This is a genomic window from Streptomyces sp. NPDC007907 (genome assembly GCF_042959365.1).
GTDB classification, from domain to species: Bacteria; Actinomycetota; Actinomycetes; order Streptomycetales; family Streptomycetaceae; genus Streptomyces; species Streptomyces indiaensis.
This window is the reverse complement of sequence record NZ_JBIBKR010000009.1, coordinates 280,101-299,967: the sequence shown is the minus strand read 5'-3', so window position 1 is coordinate 299,967 and position 19,867 is coordinate 280,101. Positions and strand designations below refer to the sequence as shown.

Sequence of the window (19,867 nt, the reverse complement as noted above, 5' to 3'; positions counted from 1 at the left end):
CGGACGAGCGGACTGGGGGCGACCAGACCCCGGACGTCCAGACCCCGGGCCACCAGACTCGGGACGTGCGGACCCCGGACGGGCAGACTCCGGGCGACCGGACTCCGGCTGGCCGGACGCCGGACGACGGCATCGCCCCCGCCTCCACGGAGCGCGAGCCGGCAGCGGACCCCGACTCCACCCCCACCGAGCGCGACACACACCCCGACCGCGCCTACGCCGGCGGGCCGGACTCGGCGGCTTCCGCCGGTGCGCCGGAGGGGGACCGGCTGCGCAAGGCCCCTGCCCCGGGTCCTGGTGATCACGGCGCCTCGGACTTGGGCCACCCCGACCCCCACGACGACCGCCCCCTCGCGCGCTCCGCCGACGGCAAGGGCCCCGCCCCCCAGCGGCCCGAGCCCCGGGGCGGGCTGCTCATGGGGCGGCCCTTCGGGGTGCCCGTGTACGTCGCGCCGAGCTGGTTCCTCGTCGCCGCGCTGATCACCTGGGTGTTCGGCGGCCAGCTGGAGCGCGTGCTGCCCGAGCTCGGCGCCGCCCGCTACCTGGTCTCCCTGTTCTTCGCGGTCGCCTTCTACGCCTCCGTCCTGGTGCACGAACTGGCCCACACGGTCGCCGCCCTCCGCTTCAAGCTCCCGGTCCGCCGCATCCAGCTCCAGTTCTTCGGCGGCGTCTCCGAGATCGAGAAGGAGGCCGAGACCCCCGGCCGCGAGTTCGTGCTGGCCTTCGTCGGGCCCCTGCTCTCCCTGGTCCTCGCCGGGATCTTCTACGCCGCCCTGCTGGCCGTGGAACCCGGCACCGTCCCGGGCGTCCTGCTCGCAGGCCTGATGATCTCCAACCTCATCGTGGCCGCGTTCAACCTGCTGCCCGGCCTGCCCCTCGACGGCGGCCGCATGCTCCGCGCCGTCGTCTGGAAGATCACCGGCAAGCCCATGAAGGGCACCATCGCCGCCGCCTGGGTCGGCCGCGCCCTCGCCGTCTCCGTCCTCATCGGACTGCCGCTGCTGACCCAGTCCGGCGCGCTCGGCACCGACGCAGTCGACAACGTCGGCATGGACACCGTCCTCGACGCCCTGCTCGCCGCCATCCTCGCCGCGATCATCTGGACCGGCGCCGGCAACAGCCTGCGCATGGCCCGCCTGCGCGAGCACCTCCCCGAACTGCAGGCCCGCGCCCTCACCCGACGCGCCGTCCCCGTCGAGACCGACACCCCGCTCTCGGAGGCCCTGCGCCGCGCCAACGCCGCCGGCGCCCGCGCCCTGGTCGTCGTCGACGCCGACGGCCACCCCCTCTCCCTCGTCCGCGAGGCCGCCATCGTCGGCGTCCCCGAGCACCGCCGCCCCTGGGTCGCCGTCAGCGGCCTCGCCCAGGACCTCACCGACGGCATGCGCGTCTCGGCGGAACTGTCGGGCGAGGAACTCCTCGACGCCCTGCGCGCGACGCCCGCGACCGAGTACCTGGTCGTGGAGGAGACGGGGGAGATCTACGGCGTGCTGTCGGCGGCCGACGTGGAACGGGCCTTCGTGAAGGCGATGGCCAGGCCCAGCTGAGTGGTCGGAGCCCCTCCCGGGGACCGGTAGGCTGGTCACATGTCCGAACCGACCGGTGCCGCCCGCAGGCGCGGGCCCTTCAAGGTCGGGGACCAGGTTCAGCTGACCGACCCCAAGGGCCGCCACTACACGTTCACGCTCGAGGCCGGGAAGAACTTCCACACCCACAAGGGTTCCTTCCCCCACGACGAACTGATCGGCGCTCCCGAGGGCAGCGTTGTCCGCACCACGGGGAACGTCGCCTACCTCGCGCTGCGCCCCCTGCTCCCCGACTACGTCCTGTCCATGCCCCGCGGCGCCGCCGTGGTCTACCCCAAGGACGCGGGGCAGATCCTGGCCTTCGCCGACATCTTCCCCGGCGCGCGCGTCGTGGAGGCGGGCGTGGGCTCCGGCTCGCTCAGCAGCTTCCTGCTGCGGGCCATCGGTGACCAGGGCATGCTGCACAGCTACGAGCGCCGAGCGGACTTCGCCGAGATCGCCCAGGCGAACGTGGAGCGCTACTTCGGCGGCCCGCACCCCGCCTGGCAGCTCACCGTCGGCGACCTCCAGGACAACTTGTCCGACGCCGACGTCGACCGCGTCATCCTGGACATGCTGGCTCCCTGGGAGTGCCTGGAGGCCGTCTCCAAGGCGCTCGTCCCCGGCGGCATCCTGTGCTGCTACGTGGCGACCACCACCCAGCTGGCCCGGACCGTCGAGTCCATCCGCGAGATCGGCTGCTTCAACGAGCCGAGCGCCTGGGAGTCGATGATCCGCAACTGGCACATCGAGGGCCTGGCCGTCCGCCCGGACCACCGGATGATCGGCCACACCGGCTTCCTGCTCACCGCCCGCCGCCTCGCCGACGGCGTCGAGCCGCCCATGCGCCGCCGCCGCCCCGCCAAGGGCGCGTACGGCGAGGACTACGCGGGTCCCAACGCCGACGGCGGCGCCGGCCGCTGAGGCGGCCCGTCACCGCTTCCAACGCACCGGCGCCGTGCCGGAGTTCCCGGGTCCGTCCCGGGAACTCCGGCACGGCGCCCTTCTGTTGCCGCCCCCGGGTCAACCCGCCTCCGACGCCGTTGACCTGCCGGGCAGGCCGTGACGGCCCCGGGCGGGTCGTAGCGCGGGCCCGGCCCCGTCGGTCCGCTGACACAGCGGCAGGAACCGTAACCCTTCTGACTTCCCCGGCGCACAAGATGCACACCCCGCCGTTCCCTCGCGCTGTGACGTGTGGCACCATGCTGGCCACCCCACCGGCACAGCCTCAGGAGACCCTCCTAGTGCAGTCTTCCGCCGTCCCGGAGCTCGCCCACACCCACACCCGCCCCATCCACTGGCTCGCCACCGCCACGGCCGTCGCCGGTGTCGTGGCCTTCTCCTCTGTCCTGCAGCCCGGCGCGGCGACGGCGGCCCAGCCCGCCGCTCCCCAGACCAAGAGCGCCCCGGCACACCTGACTCCGCCCGACCCGGCCGCGGTGGCGTTCCCCGTCGAGTGCGGCCCGGTCAAGGCCGTGGTGAAGAAGCGGGCCTCCGGAGACCTGGACGGCGACGGCCGGTCCGAAACGGTGGCCGTGGTCCACTGCGACTCCCCGATGGGCACCCCGCCGGACGGCGTGTACGTCGTGACCCGCGACGCCGACGGGGCCAAGCCGCGCGTCGTGGCGACTCTGCTCGATCCCAAGGACGGCACCACCGTCACCGACTTCGCCGTCTCGGACGGAGCCGTGAAGGCCACGCTCCTCGGCTACTCCTCGGCCGACGTGCCGCGTTGCTGCCCGGACGTGAAGAGCGACGTGAAATGGCGTTGGCACGACGGCTCGTTCGTCCGCTCGACGCCCGCCGGGGCGCGCAGCGTGTGAGGCGTGTGAGACGCCGCGTGTGAGATATCAGACAGTAGTAACGGTACGTGGAGAAGTGGTCACTCCGCGTCCGGTCCGTAGACCTCGGCCCTGTCCGAAACCCGCCGTACGTGGATGCACTCGCCCGGACACTCCTTCGCGGAGTCGATCACGTCCGTGAGAAGCGGCAGCGGAACGGGCGTTGTCGCTCCCTTGTCCTGGAGCAACTCGTCGTCGGCGCTCTTCACATAGGCCAGACCGTCGATGTCCAGCTCGAACACCCCGGGCGCGTACTGGGCGCAGATGCCGTCACCGGTACACAGGTCCTGGTCGATCCAGACCTCCAGCTCCTCGCCCGCTGCCCCGGCCACCTGCTGCACGCTCATCTCTCCTGCCGTTTCTCCGCCGAGCCGCATCGGGAATCCGGCCAGCTCCGGCGGGTGTTGAACAGTTCGACCCTACCTCCGGCTGGGTTCCAATCATGTTCGCTGGGTATTCCCCTGGCGTGAGGGAGAGCGCAAGGGTGAAGATCGGACACACCCCGACCGTCTTTGTGATCTAGGGGTTTCAATCGACACCCGCCCAGGTAGGGTCTGGAAGCGTCCAGCTCCCCTTGGAGGAGGTGAGGACCGTGGCAGCCCACGACGACGACATGAACCGCGGCATCCGCCCGGGACGCGGGTCCGACGACCCGGCCGGGCAGATCGCCTACCTTGAGCAGGAGATCGCCGTCCTGCGGCGCAAGCTCGCCGACTCTCCGCGACACACGAGGATTCTCGAAGAGCGGATCGTCGAGCTGCAGACCAATCTGGCCGGCGTGTCCGCGCAGAACGAACGACTCGCCAACACGCTCCGTGAGGCCCGGGACCAGATCGTGGCCCTCAAGGAGGAAGTCGACCGGCTCGCGCAGCCGCCGGCCGGCTTCGGGGTCTTCCTGACGGCGAACGAGGACGGCACCGCCGACATCTTCACCGGCGGCCGCAAGCTCAGGGTGAACGTCAGCCCCAGCGTCGAGCTCGACGAGCTCCGGCGCGGCCAGGAAGTAATGCTCAACGAAGCGCTCAACGTGGTCGAGGCCATGGAGTTCGAGCGCGTCGGTGACATCGTCACCCTCAAGGAGATCCTCGAGGACGGCGAGCGGGCCCTCGTGCTCGGTCACACCGACGAGGAGCGGGTGGTACGGCTCGCCGAGCCACTGCTGGACGTGAACATCCGGCCCGGTGACGCCCTGCTGCTCGAACCCCGCTCGGGTTACGTCTACGAGATCGTCCCGAAGAGCGAGGTCGAGGAACTCGTCCTCGAAGAGGTCCCCGACATCGGCTACGAGCAGATCGGCGGTCTCGGCGGCCAGATCGAGGCCATCCGCGACGCGGTCGAGCTGCCGTACCTCTACCCCGACCTGTTCAAGGAGCACGAACTGCGGCCGCCCAAGGGTGTCCTGCTGTACGGGCCTCCCGGATGCGGCAAGACGCTCATCGCCAAGGCCGTGGCCAACTCACTGGCCAAGAAGGTCGCCGAGGTGACCGGCCAGGCCGCAGGCAAGAGCTTCTTCCTCAACATCAAGGGCCCCGAGCTCCTGAACAAGTACGTCGGTGAGACGGAGCGGCAGATCCGCCTCGTCTTCCAGCGGGCCCGTGAGAAGGCCAGCGAGGGCACACCCGTCATCGTCTTCTTCGACGAGATGGAGTCCCTCTTCCGCACCCGTGGCTCCGGTGTCAGCTCGGACGTGGAGAACACCATCGTCCCCCAGCTGCTCGCCGAGATCGACGGTGTGGAGGGCCTGCAGAACGTGGTCGTGATCGGCGCCTCCAACCGCGAGGACATGATCGACCCCGCCATCCTGCGGCCCGGCCGGCTCGACGTGAAGATCAAGATCGAGCGTCCGGACGCCGAGGCGGCCAAGGACATCTTCGGCAAGTACCTCACCGAGCGCCTCCCGCTGCACTCCGACGACCTCGCCGAGCACAGCGGCTCCAAGGCCACCACCGTCCAGAGCATGATCCAGACGGCCGTGGAGCAGATGTACGCCGAGTCCGAGGAGAACCGCTTCCTGGAGGTCACCTACGCCAACGGTGACAAGGAAGTCCTCTACTTCAAGGACTTCAACTCCGGCGCCATGATCGAGAACATCGTGGGCCGCGCCAAGAAGATGGCGATCAAGGACTTCCTCGAGAAGAACCAGAAGGGCCTCCGCGTCTCCCACCTCCTCCAGGCCTGCGTGGACGAGTTCAAGGAGAATGAGGACCTGCCGAACACCACCAACCCGGACGACTGGGCCCGGATCTCCGGAAAGAAGGGCGAGCGGATCGTGTACATCCGTACGCTCATCACCGGAAAGCAGGGTGCGGACACCGGACGCTCCATCGACACGGTGGCGAATACCGGCCAGTACCTGTAAAAGGCAGGGCGGCTGCGGGTGCCCTCGGCGGGTACCCGCAGCCGACTGTTTTCCGGGCCACGGCTGGAGCAACGCAATGACGCAAATGATCTCCCCACCAGCGCAAAGGCGTTCTAGGCTCTTGCGTACCGCCGAGTCGCGCAGTGCGGGGACGGGCACCGCACACGCAACCGAGCGCCAGCGGTATCTGAGTGGCGCCCACGACCGAGGGTGCCGCCGGGCAAGGAGGGCCGCATGACCGTACGGCGAGTAATGGGCATCGAGACGGAGTACGGGATCTCCGTCCCCGGCCACCCCAACGCCAATGCCATGCTCACCTCGTCCCAGATCGTGAACGCCTACGCGGCGGCGATGCACCGGGCCCGGCGGGCTCGCTGGGACTTCGAGGAGGAGAACCCGCTGCGGGACGCGCGAGGCTTCGACCTCGCCCGCGAGGCCGCCGACTCCAGCCAGCTCACCGACGAGGACATCGGCCTGGCCAACGTGATCCTCACCAATGGTGCGCGGCTCTACGTCGACCACGCGCACCCCGAGTACAGCTCCCCCGAGGTGACCAATCCCCGGGACGCCGTCCTCTGGGACAAGGCCGGCGAGCGGATCATGGCGGAGGCCGCGGAACGGGCCGCGCAGCTGCCCGGTGCCCAGCCGATCCACCTGTACAAGAACAACACCGACAACAAGGGCGCGTCCTACGGTACGCACGAGAACTACCTGATGAAGCGGGAGACCCCCTTCTCGGACATCGTGCGCCACCTGACGCCGTTCTTCGTCTCCCGTCAGGTCTTCGCCGGAGCGGGCCGCGTCGGCATCGGCCAGGACGGGCACGAGCACGGCTTCCAGCTCAGCCAGCGAGCCGACTACTTCGAGGTCGAGGTCGGCCTCGAGACGACGCTGAAGCGCCCGATCATCAACACCCGCGACGAGCCGCACGCGGACGCCGAGAAGTACCGGCGGCTGCATGTGATCATCGGCGACGCGAACCTGTCGGAGATCTCGACCTACCTCAAGCTGGGCACGACCTCGCTGGTGCTGTCGATGATCGAGGACGGCTTCATCGCCGTCGACCTGGCCGTCGACCAGCCCGTCCGCACCCTCCACCAGGTCTCGCACGACCCGTCCCTCAAGCGTGTCATCACGCTGCGCAGCGGCCGTACGCTCACGGCGGTCCAGTTGCAGATGGAGTACTACGAGCTGGCGCGCAAGTACGTGGAGGAGCGCTACGGCGCCGACGCGGACGAGCAGACCAAGGACGTCCTGTCGCGCTGGGAGGACACCCTCACCCGTCTGGAGCACGACCCGATGAGCCTGGCCGGAGAGCTGGACTGGGTCGCCAAGCGGGAGCTCATGGAGGGCTACCGGCGCCGGGACAGCCTCGACTGGGACGCGGCGCGCCTGCACCTGGTCGACCTCCAGTACGCCGACGTACGGCCCGAGAAGGGCCTGTACAACCGTCTGGTGGCCCGCGGGCGCATGAAGCGGCTGCTGACCGACGCGGACGTGGAGCGGGCCCGTACGACGCCACCGGAGGACACGCGGGCCTACTTCCGCGGCCGCTGCCTGGAGCAGTACGCGGACGACGTCGCGGCGGCCTCCTGGGACTCGGTGATCTTCGATCTGCCCGGCCGGGACTCGCTGCAACGGGTCCCAACCCTGGAACCGCTTCGCGGAACGCGTAATCACGTCAAGGAGCTCCTGGACCGCTGCCGCACCGCGGAAGACCTGGTCAGGGTCCTGTCCGGGGGGTGAGCGCAGATCGCGGGTACTCGGGAGGGGCCCGCCGGACAGGGTGGAAAATCCCTGGTCCGGGAATCATCGAGGTGGTCCCCGTACGTTGGAGCAACTGCGGGGCCATGGTCAGACCCGGCGAGTAGGGTCTGATCTTGACCGAGCAACTGTGTCGGGCGAACCGAGCGGGGTGAGGGATATGGCGACCAAGGACACCGGCGGCGGACAGCAGAAGGCCACCCGGTCCACCGAGGAGGTCGAGGAGCAGGCGGCGGAGACGCAGGCTTCGGAGGACCTCAAGGAGCGTCAGGAGAAGCTGAGCGACGACGTGGACTCGGTCCTGGACGAGATCGACGACGTACTTGAGGAGAACGCCGAGGACTTCGTGCGGTCCTTCGTTCAAAAGGGTGGCCAGTAAGACGCATCTGCCTTCATTCCGAAGGTGAACGGAGTGCGTGAGTGAGAACCGGCCGAAGCGCGGAGCGCTGCGCGCGGGGCACCGTCTGACGTGATGCCCTGATGTGCGGCGCTCCGGGCGTCGGTGGGTCCCACGGTCCGCCGGCCGCTCGTGTGCGCGGCGGGCAAGTGCGGCGTCGCTCCGGCGGAGTTGGTCCCGCCGGGCATGTGGATCACCGCCGAAGGACGGGTAGGGTCCGAGGCATACCGAGCCCCCGGTGGCAACCGGACCGGGGTTTGTTCCAAGGATCGGCCCGACGTCACAGGGCGGGCTGTCGCTTACGTGGAAGGAATCGCGTGGAAGCCAACACTCGTAGCACCGGGCGTCTACCAGCTGCCTTCCTGACGCCAGGGTCTTCCTCCTTCATGGACTTCCTGTCCGAGCACCAGCCGGAGATCCTCCCCGGCAACCGGCAACTGCCCCCCACCCAGGGCGTGATCGAGGCACCGCACGGGACCACGATCGTGGCCGTGACGTTCCCCGGCGGTGTGGTCCTCGCCGGCGACCGGCGCGCCACCATGGGCAACGTCATCGCCCAGCGGGACATCGAGAAGGTCTTCCCCGCCGACGAGTACTCGGCGGTGGGCATCGCCGGCACGGCGGGCCTGGCGGTGGAGATGGTGAAGCTGTTCCAGCTCGAACTGGAGCACTTCGAGAAGGTCGAAGGCGCGCAGCTGTCCCTGGAGGGCAAGGCGAACCGGCTGTCGACGATGATCCGCTCCAACCTCGGCATGGCCATGCAGGGCCTGGCCGTGGTGCCGCTGTTCGCCGGGTACGACGTGGACCGCGGCAAGGGCCGCATCTTCTCCTACGACGTCACCGGCGGCCGCTCCGAGGAGCACAACTACGCCGCAACCGGTTCCGGGTCGATCTTCGCGCGGGGCGCGATGAAGAAGCTCTTCCGGGACGACCTCAGCGAGGCCGAGGCCACGACGCTCGTGGTCCAGGCGCTCTACGACGCGGCAGACGACGACTCGGCGACCGGTGGTCCCGATGTCGCCCGCCGGATCTATCCCATCGTCACCGTGATCACCGACGACGGCTTCCGCCGGCTCACCGAGAACGAGGCGTCCGAGATCGCGCGCTCGGTTCTGGAGCGGCGGCTGGAGCAGCCCGACGGGCCGCGGGCCGCGCTGCTGTAGCGGCGATCGTCTTCGTGAGGGTGGTCCAGTGAACCGACGCAATCTTCAAGAGAGGGACGGATAACCGGTGTCGACGCCGTTCTATGTCTCCCCCCAGCAGGCCATGGCCGACCGGGCGGAGTACGCCCGCAAGGGCATCGCCCGTGGTCGCAGCCTGGTCGTGCTGCAGTTCGCCGACGGCATCGTGTTCGTCGGCGAGAACCCGTCCCGTGCGCTGCACAAGTTCAGCGAGATCTACGACCGGATCGGCTTCGCGGCCGCCGGCAAGTACAACGAGTACGAGAACCTCCGCATCGGCGGCGTGCGCTACGCCGATCTGCGGGGGTACACCTACGACCGGGACGACGTGACGGCCCGGGGCCTGGCGAACGTGTACGCGCAGACGCTGGGCACGATCTTCTCCAGCGCCGCGGAGAAGCCCTACGAGGTCGAGCTGGTCGTCGCCGAGGTCGGGGAGACGCCCGAGGGCGACCAGATCTACCGGCTGCCGCACGACGGCTCCATCGTGGACGAGCACGGCTCGGTCGCGGTCGGCGGCAACGCCGAGCAGATCAGCAGCTACCTGGACCAGCGTCACCAGGAGGGCATGACCCTCGCGGAGGCGCTGAAGCTGGCGGTGCAGGCGCTGTCCCGCGACACCAATGGCAGCGAGCGGGAGATCCCCGCGGAGCGGCTGGAAGTCGCCGTACTGGACCGCACCCGACCGCAGAAGCGCAAGTTCAAGCGCATCAGCGGGCCTCAGCTGTCCCGCCTGCTCGCCGCGGGCACCGGCGGCGAAGACGAGGCCGCGTCGGAGGACGCCGAGTAGTCCTGACGCGGTGCGACGCGCCCCGGCCGGTGGGATCCCGGCCGGGGCGCGTCGCCGCGTACGGGTGCGCCGTGGCTCGCCCGGGCTGCGGGCAGGCGTGCCGCTGGGGGCGATGAGGCCCCCTGGTCCCCCCTGGTCGAGCGAAGCCGAGAGCTTGGGGGAGGGGGCGCAGCGGCACCCCGCTCCGCCGGGTTGCGGACCCACCCGGCCTCGGCGGCTGCGCCGGGCACGGCTAGCGTGGCGGTGCCGTGGAGCCCCGTACGACCAGCTGCACGGGGATGTCCCCGGCCTCGGGCTCACGGCCCTCCAGGACGGCGAGCAGGGCTCGCATACCCCGCTCCCCGAACAGCTCCGCGTTCAGGTGGACCGTCGTCAGCTCCGGGTCCATCGCCGTGGCCAGCGCCAGGTCGTCGACGCCCGTGACCGACAGGTCGTCCGGGATCCGCAGCCCCAGCCGGCGAGCCGCCTTGTACGTGCCGGCCGCGAGCTGGTCGTCGTCGCAGAGCACGGCGGTGGGGCGGTCGCCGGGGGCGGAGAGGGCGGCCTGGGCGGCCCGCACCGCTCCCTCGATGGAGATCGGTGAGCGCGCCGTGCGCACCGTCGTACCCGGCACCTCGTCCAGCCGCGCCGCCAGTTCCCGGGCGCGGACCTCGAAGGTCCAGGACGGCACGTCCGCCGCCAGGTGCAGGAAGTGCCGGTGTCCGAGGGACAGCAGATGCCCGGCGGCCTGCCGGATGCCGTCGGCGATGTCCAGGTTCACCGTCGCCGCGCCCAGGCTCCCGGCCGGGTCACTGTCCAGCATCACCAGCGGGAGCGCCTCGCCGCGGATCGCGGTCAGGGCGTCCGCGGCCATGGAGGAGGCGATCACGCCGTCCAGCGCGGACTGCGCGGAGGCGAAGGGGTCACGGGCCGGGCCGATGCCCTCGGGGGAGGGGTAGAGGACCACGCCGAAGCCGTGCTCGGCGGCGACCCGGGCGGCGCCCGTGTAGACGCCGGCGAAGAACTCCGTGGTGAGGGCCGGGACGACCAGGAGGACCGTGCGGGTGCGGCCCAGGCGCAGGTTGCGGGCGGCCAGGTTCGGGCGGTAGCCGAGGTCGCGGGCGGCCTCCCGGACGCGCTCCGCCGTGGCCTCGGAGACCCGGCCGCGCCATTTGTCGCCGAGGACCAGCGACACGGCCGCCTGGGAGACGCCGGCGGCCTGGGCGACGTCCCGGCTCGTGGGTCGGGTGCTGCCTCGTGCCACCGTCGGCGCGCTCCTTCGTCTGGACTCGTGAACAGCGGACATGGTACGTATGAGATCCGACGTTATACGTAAAACCTAGGGCGGGGACATGGCCACGGGATACCTGGAGATCCTCCGGGCGCGACACGCCGCCCGGCTGCTCGCCGGTACGCTCGTGGGCCGGCTGCCCTGCGCCACGGCACCCATCGCGATCGTGCTGTTCGTCCGGGCCGAGGGCGGCACCTACAGCCTGGCCGGGGCGCTGGCGGCCGTGTACGGCGTCGCCAACGCCGTCGGGCAGCCCGTGCTGGGCCGGATCGTGGACCTGTGCGGTCAGCCGCGCGTGCAACTGCCCGCGGCCGTCCTCTCCGGGATCGCGATGGCCGTCTTCGCCTTCGCGGGCATCGGGACACTGCCGCTCGCCTACGCCGCCGTGGCCGGCGCCGGACTCTTCACGCCACCCCTGGAGGGCGGACTGCGGGCGCTGTGGCCCTCCGTGCTGCGCCGGGAGGACCAGGTGCACACGGCGTACGCCATGGACGCCGTGGCGCAGGAGGTCATGTTCACCGTCGGGCCGCTCCTCGTGACGCTCTGCGTGTCCCTGTGGTCGGCCCAGGCGGCGCTGCTCCTGCTGAACGTCGTCGGAGTGCTGGGTGCGCTGTCCGTCGTGGTGTCGGAGCCCTCGCGCGCCTGGCGGTCGGCGCCGCGCGAGGCCCACTGGCTGGGCGCGCTGCGTTCGTCGGGGCTGCTGGCGCTGCTGGCGGCGTTCCTGTTCATCGGGATGGCGCTCGGGTCCATCACCGTCGCCTCCGTGCCCTACGCGGACGAGCACGGCGGGGACGCCGTGTACGGGTGGCTGATGGCGGCCCTGGGCTTCGGCGCGCTGGTCGGCGGCACCGTGTACGGCGCGCGGCAGTGGGCCGGTGAGCCCGCGCGGCGACTGCGGGTGCTGGTCGCGCTTCTGCTGGTGTGTTACCTGCCGCTGATGCTGATGCCGGACGCGGTCGCCATGGTGGCGCTGACCGCGCTCGCCGGGGTCTTCCTCGCGCCCGCCATCGCCTGTGCGTTCGTCCTGGTCGACCGGCACGCCCCGCGCGGCACCGTCACCGAGGCGTTCTCCTGGCTGGTGACGACGTTCACCGTCGGACACTCGGTCGGAACGGGCGTGGCAGGGCCGGTCGTCGAGCAGGGCGGGGCCCTGTGGGGCTTCGCCGTACCGGGTGTGGCAGGTGGCGTGTCCTTGCTGGTTTTGCTCGCCACAGGACGGGTAGTCGCAGCTCCCGGCCAGGGAGCGGTTGTTGCGGCCGGTTCGGAAAATGATCCAAACCGTGCCGTCGAACCCCGTTTCAGTTCAGGGGATCGGGCGTAATGTTCCCTCATGGACCGCCGCATTTTCGGGCTGGAGAACGAGTACGGCGTCACGTGCACGTTCAGGGGACAGCGCCGCCTGTCTCCTGACGAGGTGGCGCGGTACCTCTTCCGCCGTGTCGTGTCATGGGGCCGCAGCAGCAACGTCTTTCTGCGAAACGGCGCCCGCCTCTATCTCGACGTGGGATCGCATCCGGAATACGCGACACCGGAATGCGACAACGTGACCGAACTGGTCACCCACGACAAAGCGGGCGAGCGCATTCTCGAAGGACTCCTGGTGGACGCCGAACGACGCCTGCACGAGGAGGGAATCGCGGGCGACGTCTACCTCTTCAAGAACAACACCGACTCGGCGGGCAACTCCTACGGCTGCCACGAGAACTATCTGGTCGCCCGGCACGGGGAGTTCTCCCGACTCGCGGACATTCTCATTCCGTTCCTGGTCACCCGGCAGTTGCTGTGCGGGGCGGGCAAGGTGCTGCAGACACCGCGCGGCGCCGTGTACTGCGTCAGCCAGCGCGCCGAGCACATCTGGGAGGGCGTCTCCTCGGCGACGACCCGCTCCCGGCCCATCATCAACACGCGTGACGAGCCGCACGCCGACGCCGAGCGCTACCGCCGCCTGCACGTCATCGTGGGCGACTCCAACATGTCCGAGACGACCATGCTGCTCAAGGTCGGTGCCACCGACCTGGTGCTGCGCATGATCGAGGCGGGTACGGTGATGCGGGACCTCACCCTGGAGAACCCGATCCGGGCGATCCGCGAGGTCAGCCACGACATCACCGGCCGCCGCAAGGTGCGCCTGGCCAGCGGACGCGAGGCCTCCGCCCTGGAGGTGCAGCGCGAGTACTACGAGAAGGCCCTGGACTTCTGCGAGCGCCGGGGCATCCGCACCGGCACCGTCGAGCAGGTCCTGGAGCTGTGGGGCCGCGCCCTGGACGCGATCGAGTCCGAGGACCTCGACCGCATTGGCACCGAGATCGACTGGGTCATGAAGTACAAGCTCATCGAGCGGTACCGCGCCAAGCACAACATGACCATGTCGCACCCGAGGGTCGCGCAGATAGACCTCGCCTACCACGACATCCACCGCCGTCGTGGTCTGTACTACCTGCTCGAGAAGAAGGGCCAGGCGGCCCGTATCTGCAACGACTTGAAGATCTTCGAGGGCAAGTCCGTCCCGCCGCAGACGACGCGCGCCCGGCTGCGCGGCGACTTCATCCGGCGGGCCCAGGAACAGCGCCGTGACTTCACGGTCGACTGGGTTCACCTCAAGCTCAACGACCAGGCGCAGCGGACCGTGCTGTGCAAGGACCCGTTCCGTTCCGTGGACGACCGGGTGGAAAAGCTGATCGCCGGAATGTGAGGCGTGCGGCTCGTCCGCCGACCCGATCGCCAAGCCGATGCCCGGAGGATTTCGCGCCTTCGGGCATCGGTGTTTTTTCCGCCTGATTCCGCCCGTGTGCCGGCGGAAGCGGGAGGCGGCGTGCCGCGCGGTGTGGGGAGTGCGGTGCGGGTACGCCGTAGAGTGGCTGGCATTGCCCCCACCCCCGATCCCAGTTGGACTGATGAACTACAACACGAAACGACTCGTGGCCGCGCTGCTGGCCGTTCCCGCCCTGTTGTTCACCGCCGCGTGCGGATCGGACGACGGGAACAACGGCGACGCGGCGGGAGGCGTCGCCGAGGTCAAGGGGAAAGTCGGGGCCAAGCCCGAGATCTCCGTACCGAAGGACGGCAAGCCGTCCGACGAGACCGTCGTCAAGACGGTCTCGGCGGGCAGCGGAACCCCGATCAAGGGATCGGACTTCGTCCGTCTGGACTGGACCGTCCAGAAGTGGGGCGGTGACCAGGAGCTCGGCGGCACCTGGGCCGCGGCGCCGGCGGGTGACAAGGCGCCCCGGCGGCAGTCCATCGAGCAGATCGGCAAGCCGAGCCAGCAGCTCCCCGAGAAGGTCCTCGACGCGGTGAAGGGCAAGAAGCCCGGCAGCCGCGTCCTGGTGCAGGGCACCGCGGGCGATCTGATCGGCCAGAGCCTGAACACCTCCTCCGGGATCTCCGCCAAGGACGTGCTGATCTGGGTCGTCGACCCGGTCGGTGCCGCGAGCGTCGATGCCAAGGCCGAGGGCAAGGGTGAGCAGGCCCCCTCCGAGCCGGGCATGCCCGAGGTGGAGGCCCCCTCGCAGAAGGCCGCGAACATCACCGTCCCCAAGGGTGAGAAGGCTCCCAAGGACCTCAAGGAGCAGGTCCTGATCAAGGGCGACGGCAAGAAGGTCGAAGCCGGTCAGGGACTCATCGCCCAGTACACCGGCGTCAAGTGGGAGGACGGCAAGAAGTTCGACTCCTCCTGGGACCACGGCGGCGCCACCGCCTTCCAGATCGGCAACGGCTCCGTGGTGGCAGGCTGGGACAAGGGCCTCGTCGGCAAGCACGTGGGCGACCGGGTGCTGCTGGTGATCCCGCCCTCGCTCGGCTACGGCGCGAGCCCGCAGAGCGAGCTGGCCAAGAACACCCTGGTCTTCACGGTGGACATCCTCGGCACGGTCTGACCCGTCCGGTCTGTGAGACTGTCCCCGACGCAGGTCACGTAACAAGGAGAGATGAAGTGAGCATCGACAAGCCCGAGATCGACTTCCCGGGCGGCGAGCCCCCGGCGGACCTCGAGATCAAGGACATCTGGGAAGGCGACGGCCCGGTCGCCGAGGCCGGCCAGACCGTCACCGTGCACTACGTGGGCGTCTCCTTCAGCACGGGCGAGGAGTTCGACGCCAGCTGGAACCGCGGCACCCCCTTCCGCTTCCCGCTGGGCGGCGGCCGGGTCATCAAGGGCTGGGACCAGGGCGTGCAGGGCATGAAGGTCGGCGGCCGCCGCCAGCTGACCATCCCCGCCCACCTCGCCTACGGCAACCAGAGCCCGTCTCCTCTGATCAAGCCCGGCGAGACGCTGATCTTCGTGGTCGACCTGCTCGGAGTCTGAGCAAGCTCCGGACAGACTCGATCATGTGGGGCCCATGCCTGTTCGGGCGTGGGCCCTCGGCTTTTGCCGTGCCACCGTGTGGCGGTACGGTCATCGCTCGTAAGCACCATAGGGAGGCGAAGCGCGTCGATGGCCATTGCCAAGGCAGAGCGGCTGATGAACCTGGCGCTGTGTCTGCTCGGGACGCGGCGGCCCCTCAGCAAGCGTGAGCTGCGCGACTCCATCGAGGCCTACGTCGAGGCCTTCGGGCCGGGGAACGGCGCGACCGGCTCCGATGATTCCTTCAACCGCATGTTCGAGCGCGACAAGGACGACCTGCGCGAGCTCGGCCTGGTCATCGAGACCGTCGAGAGCCTCGACGGTGAGATCGGCTACCTGGCCCGCCGCGACAGCAACCGCCTCCCGCCCATCACCCTGGACGCCGAGGAGGCCGCCGCCCTCGGACTGGCCGCGAAGGTGTGGCAGCAGGCCCGGCTCGCCGGAGCGGCCAGCGGCGCCCTGCAGAAGCTGCGCGCGGCCGGCCTTCCCGAGGACGTCGACCCCTACGGGTCGCACGGCGCGCTGGAGCCGCGCATCCCCGTGCACGAGGCCGCGTTCGAGCCGCTGATGCTCGCCTGCCGGGACCGCAGGCCGGTCGCCTTCGACTACCGCAAGGCCACCGCCGCCCACCCCGAGCAGCGGCACGTGGAGCCCTGGGCGCTGGAGTGCTGGCGGGGCCACTGGTATCTGGCGGGCTGGGACCGCGACCGCGGCGCCGAGCGGGTCTTCCGGCTGTCCCGGATCACCGGCAAGGTCCGCTCGCGCGGCGGCCGCTACACCGCCGAGGTGCCGGACGTCGTCACCGTCCGGGAGACCGTCGCGAGCTGGGCCGGGGAGATCGCCGACCGCTCGGCGCGGATCCGGCTGCGGGCGGGCGCGGGGTACCCCCTTCGGGCGAAGGCCACCTCCGTCCGGGAAGTCGGCGACGGCTGGGACGAGTTGGAGATTCCGTACGGCCACGGGCTGGACGCCTGGCTGGTGGAGTTCGGGCCGGACGTGGTCGTCCTGGAGCCCGCCGAGCTGCGGGCCGACGTGGTGGACCGGCTACGGGCCGTGGCCAAGGGCTGAGGGGGAGCGGAAAGACAGTGGCAGGCAAACCGGTCAGGCCCGTGAACGCCATCGACCAGACCCGGCGGATGCTCTCGCTGGTGACGTATCTCAGGGAGCGCCCCGGGGCCCGGGTCGAGGACGTGGCGCGCGCCTTCGGCATCAGCGAGGACGAGCTGGTCTCCGACCTCGACGTGCTGCCCATGTGCGGCACCAGCTTCCGCGGCGGCGACCTGCTCGACATCGACACCGACGGCGAGCGCATCTGGTGGCACAATCCGGCCGCCCTCGCCGCGGAGGCCGCCGAGCCGCTCCGGCTCGCCGCGGACGAGGCCACCGCCCTGCTCGTCGCCGCCCGCGCGGTGTCCACGCTGCCCGGACTGCGCGAGAGCGACCGGCAGGCGCTGCTGCGCGCGACGGCCAAGGTGGAGACCGCGGCCGGCGAGGCGGCGGGTGCCAGCTCGCGCCTGTCGGTGACCTTCGAGTCCGAGGGCGGCGTGTTCGCCGACGTCGACCGTGCGATCGCCGAGCGCCGCCGGCTGTGGATCCGCTACTACTCGCCCGCACGTGACGAGGTCACCGAGCGGGAGATCGACCCCATCCGCCTGGTCAGCGTCGGACACACCTATGTCGAGGCCTGGTGCCGCCGCTCCGAGGCGCGCCGCACCTTCCGGCTCGACCGGGTCGCCGAGATCAAGATCCTCGACGAGCCGTCGGCGCCGCCCGAGATCGAGCTGCGGGACCTGTCGGAGGCGCTGGTGCAGCCGGCGGCCGAGGATCCGGAGGTCGTGATCGAGGTCGGGCCCGGCGGCCGCTGGGTCGCCGAGTACTACCCGCACGACAGTGCGGATGAGCTTCCGGACGGCGGGCTGCGTATCACTCTGCGGACCCCCGAGCCGGCGTCGCTCCGGCGTCTGGCGCTGCGGCTCGGGCGGGACGGCCGGATCGTCTCCCCGCCGGAGCTCGCCGACAGCGCCCGGCAGGCGGCCCGGGAGGCACTGGCGGCGTACGACGGTGTCGAGGCGGCGCACACGGATCCCGGCGCCCGGGACGCGGACGGGCCGCAGGTGGTGCGGACGGTTCCGGACGGGCCGGGCGACGACGGGCCCGAGTGAGCCAGGCGCCGCCGGGGGCGACGGCCGGAGCCGCGACACCGGTCGTGCACCCCGGAGGTGTACGACCCAGGAAGAGGAGCGAGGGCTTGAGCGAGTCGGTGACGTCCGGTGGTGTCCGGGGCATGACGGTGGAGTCCGCGTTCGCCGGGATGAGAAGCGTGACCCCGGTCGTGTTCCGGGCGGGCTGCCCCGACTGCCGGGAGGCCTTCGAGCTGACCGCGGGCGCGCTGCGCCTGGCCATCGGCGCCACCAGCCGCACCACCTTCTACTCGTTCACCTGCCCGGAGTGCGGCGCGTCCGTCCGCAAGCCCGCGGGGGAGCGGATCGTGGAGCTGCTCACCGGCGGCGGGGTGCGGACCCTGCGGCTGCACTCCACCGTCTAGTGGGTCGGGGATCCCGCCCGTTCAGGAAGGTCTAGGCTCGGCGTCATGTTCTGGCCGATGTTCGCGGTAGCTGTGGGTTTCGTGGGTCTCGTCGTGCTGGGGGTGCTCGCCGTGCGGGTCTTCGTGGAGGCGCAGCGCCTGGGCAGGCAGGTCACGGACTCGGCGCGCCGTATCAACCGTGCCGCCGAGGACCTGGAGCGGTCGGCGCAGAGCGCGGCCCGTTCCGTCGACGCTCTGTGAGGTGTCCGGCGGGCGGCCGGGAGTTGCGTTTCGGGACACTTCGCCCTGTCACCTGTGCTGCCCGTGCAGGTACGCTGCTGGTCGCGGCCCGGTAACGAGGCACTGGTCGCGGACGGGAGTGCGCACAAGGGATGCAGAGGGATTGCCTCACGTTCACCCCCGAGCGTTACGATCGCTGCGAGCACGATCGTTCGGACAAGTGTCCGACCGGTCGCACAGCACCCCCACCACAGCCGCCTCGGTGAGAAGGTAAAGACTTATGTTCGGAAGGCTCGGAGCCCCCGAGATCATTCTCATCCTCGTCGTCATCATCCTGCTGTTCGGCGCGAAGAAGCTTCCGGACATGGCTCGGTCGCTCGGCAAGTCGGCCCGGATCCTCAAGAGCGAGGCCAAGGCGATGAAGGACGAGAACAAGTCGTCCACGAACCCCGCCGGCCCGCCCAACAACGACGAGCCCTCGCAGCGCACCATCCAGGCAGCGCCCGGCGACGTGACCAGCTCGCGCCCGGTCAACGAGCCCACGGACACGACCAAGCGCTGACGCAGGGCCGGTGACCTCCGGCCCGCCGCACGAGATGGGAACGTGGGTTGCTGAAGTCTGCCCGCAAGCAGGAGAGGGATCCCGAGGGGCGCATGCCCCTCGCGGAGCACCTTCGCGAGCTCCGCAACCGGCTCGCCAAGGCGATGCTGGCGATCGTCCTGGTCACGATCGTCGCCGCCTTCTTCTACAACGACATCATCAACTTGATCACGAAGCCGATCCTCGACTCGGTCGGCTGTGACAAGACCTTCGAGGAACTGGCCAGGTCGCAGACGGGCACCAAGCCCTGTGCGCAGATCACCATCAACGGCCTGCTCACCCCCTTCACGCTCGCGCTGAAGGTGTCCCTGATGGCCGGTGTCGTCCTCGCCTCGCCGATCTGGCTCTACCAGCTGTGGGCCTTCGTCGCGCCCGGCCTGCACCGGCACGAGAAGAAGTACGCCTACGCCTTCGTCGGCACCGGCGCCCCGCTGTTCGTCGTCGGCGCCTACTTCGCGTACACGGTCCTGCCCACCACGGCGAAGGTGCTCCTGGAGTTCACCCCGGGCGGCACGTCCAACCTCCTGCCGCTGGACGACCTGCTCGACCTGGTCATGCGGATGGTGCTCGTCTTCGGCCTCTCCTTCGAGCTGCCCCTGCTGCTGATCATGCTCAACCTCACCGGGGTGCTCACCGGCAAGCGCATGCTCGGCTGGTGGCGCGGCATGATCATGGGCATCACGGTCTTTGCGGCCGTCGCCACGCCCAGCACCGACCCGCTGACCATGCTGGCCCTCGCGGCGCCGATCTGGATCCTGTACTTCGCGGCCGTCGCCTTCTCCCTGCTCAACGACCGCCGCAAGGCCCGGCGCGAGGCCCTCGGTCCCGCCGACGACGAGGCCTCCGAGCTGGACCTCACGCCCGAGGACATCGGCGAGATCGAGCCCGTGACGACCAGCCGCGCGGCGCTGCCCGAGCAGGCGAGCGCGGAGCGCACGGACCGGGTCAACGGTTATGACGACGTGACCTGAAGATCGGCGGACAGCTCATAGG

Annotated in this window: 20 protein-coding genes; 18 read left to right on the top strand and 2 right to left on the bottom strand. The window is 70.2% G+C overall.

Annotated features, from left to right (window positions below; translation table 11 throughout):
* Nucleotides 1-65: 65 nt before the first annotated feature.
* The 3 genes from ACFZDI_RS33065 (at nucleotide 66) to ACFZDI_RS33055 (ending at nucleotide 3,388) form a co-directional block, all read left to right on the top strand.
* Nucleotides 66-1,547, top strand: coding sequence for a site-2 protease family protein (locus ACFZDI_RS33065; RefSeq protein WP_391255956.1), 1,482 nt, complete (start codon nucleotides 66-68; stop codon nucleotides 1,545-1,547).
* A 39-nt stretch (nucleotides 1,548-1,586) separates the two neighbouring features.
* Nucleotides 1,587-2,489: a tRNA (adenine-N1)-methyltransferase gene (locus ACFZDI_RS33060; RefSeq protein ID WP_031108685.1), complete on the top strand. Its 903-nt coding sequence runs from the start codon at nucleotides 1,587-1,589 to the stop codon at nucleotides 2,487-2,489.
* A 320-nt stretch (nucleotides 2,490-2,809) separates the two neighbouring features.
* A complete protein-coding gene (locus tag ACFZDI_RS33055) occupies nucleotides 2,810-3,388 on the top strand; it encodes a hypothetical protein (protein ID WP_391255681.1) in 579 nt (192 codons plus the stop codon).
* Between the two features lie 59 nt (nucleotides 3,389-3,447).
* Here ACFZDI_RS33055 and ACFZDI_RS33050 read toward each other — a convergent pair whose 3' ends face one another.
* The gene (locus tag ACFZDI_RS33050; protein ID WP_391255678.1) at nucleotides 3,448-3,753 is read right to left on the bottom strand and encodes a ferredoxin; all 306 of its coding nucleotides are present in this window, start codon (nucleotides 3,751-3,753) and stop codon (nucleotides 3,448-3,450) included.
* Nucleotides 3,754-3,998: 245 nt separating this feature from the next.
* On the opposite strand from ACFZDI_RS33050, the gene arc reads away from it, so the two are divergent.
* The 5 genes from arc to prcA all read left to right on the top strand — a co-directional run bounded on the left by arc (nucleotide 3,999) and on the right by prcA (nucleotide 9,897).
* A complete protein-coding gene (gene arc / locus ACFZDI_RS33045; protein ID WP_234848457.1) occupies nucleotides 3,999-5,765 on the top strand; it encodes a proteasome ATPase in 1,767 nt (588 codons plus the stop codon).
* 234 nt (nucleotides 5,766-5,999) lie between these two features.
* A complete protein-coding gene (dop, locus tag ACFZDI_RS33040) occupies nucleotides 6,000-7,511 on the top strand; it encodes a depupylase/deamidase Dop (RefSeq protein WP_344368674.1) in 1,512 nt (503 codons plus the stop codon).
* 178 nt (nucleotides 7,512-7,689) lie between these two features.
* On the top strand, nucleotides 7,690-7,908 hold the full coding sequence (locus ACFZDI_RS33035; RefSeq protein ID WP_019757212.1) for a ubiquitin-like protein Pup: 219 nt from the start codon (nucleotides 7,690-7,692) through the stop codon (nucleotides 7,906-7,908).
* A 335-nt stretch (nucleotides 7,909-8,243) separates the two neighbouring features.
* Nucleotides 8,244-9,089 (top strand): proteasome subunit beta, encoded by an 846-nt coding sequence (gene prcB / locus ACFZDI_RS33030; protein WP_234848458.1) that lies wholly within the window; start codon nucleotides 8,244-8,246, stop codon nucleotides 9,087-9,089.
* 67 nt (nucleotides 9,090-9,156) lie between these two features.
* Nucleotides 9,157-9,897, top strand: coding sequence for a proteasome subunit alpha (prcA, locus tag ACFZDI_RS33025; protein ID WP_391255673.1), 741 nt, complete (start codon nucleotides 9,157-9,159; stop codon nucleotides 9,895-9,897).
* Between the two features lie 232 nt (nucleotides 9,898-10,129).
* Here the strand turns inward: prcA and ACFZDI_RS33020 are convergent, their stop codons facing one another.
* Nucleotides 10,130-11,182, bottom strand: coding sequence for a LacI family DNA-binding transcriptional regulator (locus tag ACFZDI_RS33020; RefSeq protein ID WP_234848460.1), 1,053 nt, complete (start codon nucleotides 11,180-11,182; stop codon nucleotides 10,130-10,132).
* 46 nt (nucleotides 11,183-11,228) lie between these two features.
* Here ACFZDI_RS33020 and ACFZDI_RS33015 point away from each other — a divergent pair, with 46 nt between their 5' ends.
* The 10 genes from ACFZDI_RS33015 to tatC all read left to right on the top strand — a co-directional run bounded on the left by ACFZDI_RS33015 (nucleotide 11,229) and on the right by tatC (nucleotide 19,845).
* Entirely contained in the window at nucleotides 11,229-12,488 is a 1,260-nt protein-coding gene (locus tag ACFZDI_RS33015; RefSeq protein WP_391255670.1) for an MFS transporter, read from the top strand.
* A gap of 9 nt (nucleotides 12,489-12,497) precedes the next feature.
* A complete protein-coding gene (gene pafA, locus ACFZDI_RS33010) occupies nucleotides 12,498-13,859 on the top strand; it encodes a Pup--protein ligase (RefSeq protein ID WP_234848462.1) in 1,362 nt (453 codons plus the stop codon).
* Between the two features lie 202 nt (nucleotides 13,860-14,061).
* A complete protein-coding gene (locus ACFZDI_RS33005) occupies nucleotides 14,062-15,042 on the top strand; it encodes an FKBP-type peptidyl-prolyl cis-trans isomerase (protein ID WP_391255667.1) in 981 nt (326 codons plus the stop codon).
* A 56-nt stretch (nucleotides 15,043-15,098) separates the two neighbouring features.
* On the top strand, nucleotides 15,099-15,470 hold the full coding sequence (locus ACFZDI_RS33000) for an FKBP-type peptidyl-prolyl cis-trans isomerase (RefSeq protein WP_234848464.1): 372 nt from the start codon (nucleotides 15,099-15,101) through the stop codon (nucleotides 15,468-15,470).
* 129 nt (nucleotides 15,471-15,599) lie between these two features.
* Nucleotides 15,600-16,577 carry a WYL domain-containing protein gene (locus ACFZDI_RS32995; RefSeq protein WP_391255663.1) on the top strand — a complete coding sequence of 326 codons (978 nt, stop codon included), beginning with the start codon at nucleotides 15,600-15,602 and terminating at the stop codon, nucleotides 16,575-16,577.
* A 17-nt stretch (nucleotides 16,578-16,594) separates the two neighbouring features.
* The gene (locus ACFZDI_RS32990; protein ID WP_234848466.1) at nucleotides 16,595-17,671 is read left to right on the top strand and encodes a YafY family protein; all 1,077 of its coding nucleotides are present in this window, start codon (nucleotides 16,595-16,597) and stop codon (nucleotides 17,669-17,671) included.
* A gap of 86 nt (nucleotides 17,672-17,757) precedes the next feature.
* On the top strand, nucleotides 17,758-18,054 hold the full coding sequence (locus tag ACFZDI_RS32985; protein WP_391255660.1) for a hypothetical protein: 297 nt from the start codon (nucleotides 17,758-17,760) through the stop codon (nucleotides 18,052-18,054).
* Between the two features lie 45 nt (nucleotides 18,055-18,099).
* The gene (locus tag ACFZDI_RS32980) at nucleotides 18,100-18,294 is read left to right on the top strand and encodes a hypothetical protein (RefSeq protein WP_352098204.1); all 195 of its coding nucleotides are present in this window, start codon (nucleotides 18,100-18,102) and stop codon (nucleotides 18,292-18,294) included.
* Between the two features lie 259 nt (nucleotides 18,295-18,553).
* Nucleotides 18,554-18,835, top strand: coding sequence for a Sec-independent protein translocase subunit TatA (gene tatA, locus ACFZDI_RS32975; RefSeq protein WP_391255656.1), 282 nt, complete (start codon nucleotides 18,554-18,556; stop codon nucleotides 18,833-18,835).
* Nucleotides 18,836-18,882: 47 nt separating this feature from the next.
* Nucleotides 18,883-19,845, top strand: a complete 963-nt coding sequence (gene tatC / locus ACFZDI_RS32970; protein ID WP_234848469.1) for a twin-arginine translocase subunit TatC — start codon at nucleotides 18,883-18,885, stop codon at nucleotides 19,843-19,845.
* Nucleotides 19,846-19,867 lie beyond the last annotated feature (22 nt).

Coding starts and splice junctions, on each gene's coding strand:
- ACFZDI_RS33060 (WP_031108685.1), top strand. CDS start 1,587: ATGTCCGAACCGACCGGTGCCGCCCGCAGGCGCGGGCCCTTCAAGGTC.
- ACFZDI_RS33050 (WP_391255678.1), bottom strand. CDS start 3,753: ATGAGCGTGCAGCAGGTGGCCGGGGCAGCGGGCGAGGAGCTGGAGGTC.
- dop (WP_344368674.1), top strand. CDS start 6,000: ATGACCGTACGGCGAGTAATGGGCATCGAGACGGAGTACGGGATCTCC.
- ACFZDI_RS33035 (WP_019757212.1), top strand. CDS start 7,690: ATGGCGACCAAGGACACCGGCGGCGGACAGCAGAAGGCCACCCGGTCC.
- ACFZDI_RS33020 (WP_234848460.1), bottom strand. CDS start 11,182: ATGTCCGCTGTTCACGAGTCCAGACGAAGGAGCGCGCCGACGGTGGCA.
- ACFZDI_RS33015 (WP_391255670.1), top strand. CDS start 11,229: ATGGCCACGGGATACCTGGAGATCCTCCGGGCGCGACACGCCGCCCGG.
- pafA (WP_234848462.1), top strand. CDS start 12,498: ATGGACCGCCGCATTTTCGGGCTGGAGAACGAGTACGGCGTCACGTGC.
- ACFZDI_RS33005 (WP_391255667.1), top strand. CDS start 14,062: ATGAACTACAACACGAAACGACTCGTGGCCGCGCTGCTGGCCGTTCCC.
- ACFZDI_RS32995 (WP_391255663.1), top strand. CDS start 15,600: ATGGCCATTGCCAAGGCAGAGCGGCTGATGAACCTGGCGCTGTGTCTG.
- ACFZDI_RS32980 (WP_352098204.1), top strand. CDS start 18,100: ATGTTCTGGCCGATGTTCGCGGTAGCTGTGGGTTTCGTGGGTCTCGTC.
- tatA (WP_391255656.1), top strand. CDS start 18,554: ATGTTCGGAAGGCTCGGAGCCCCCGAGATCATTCTCATCCTCGTCGTC.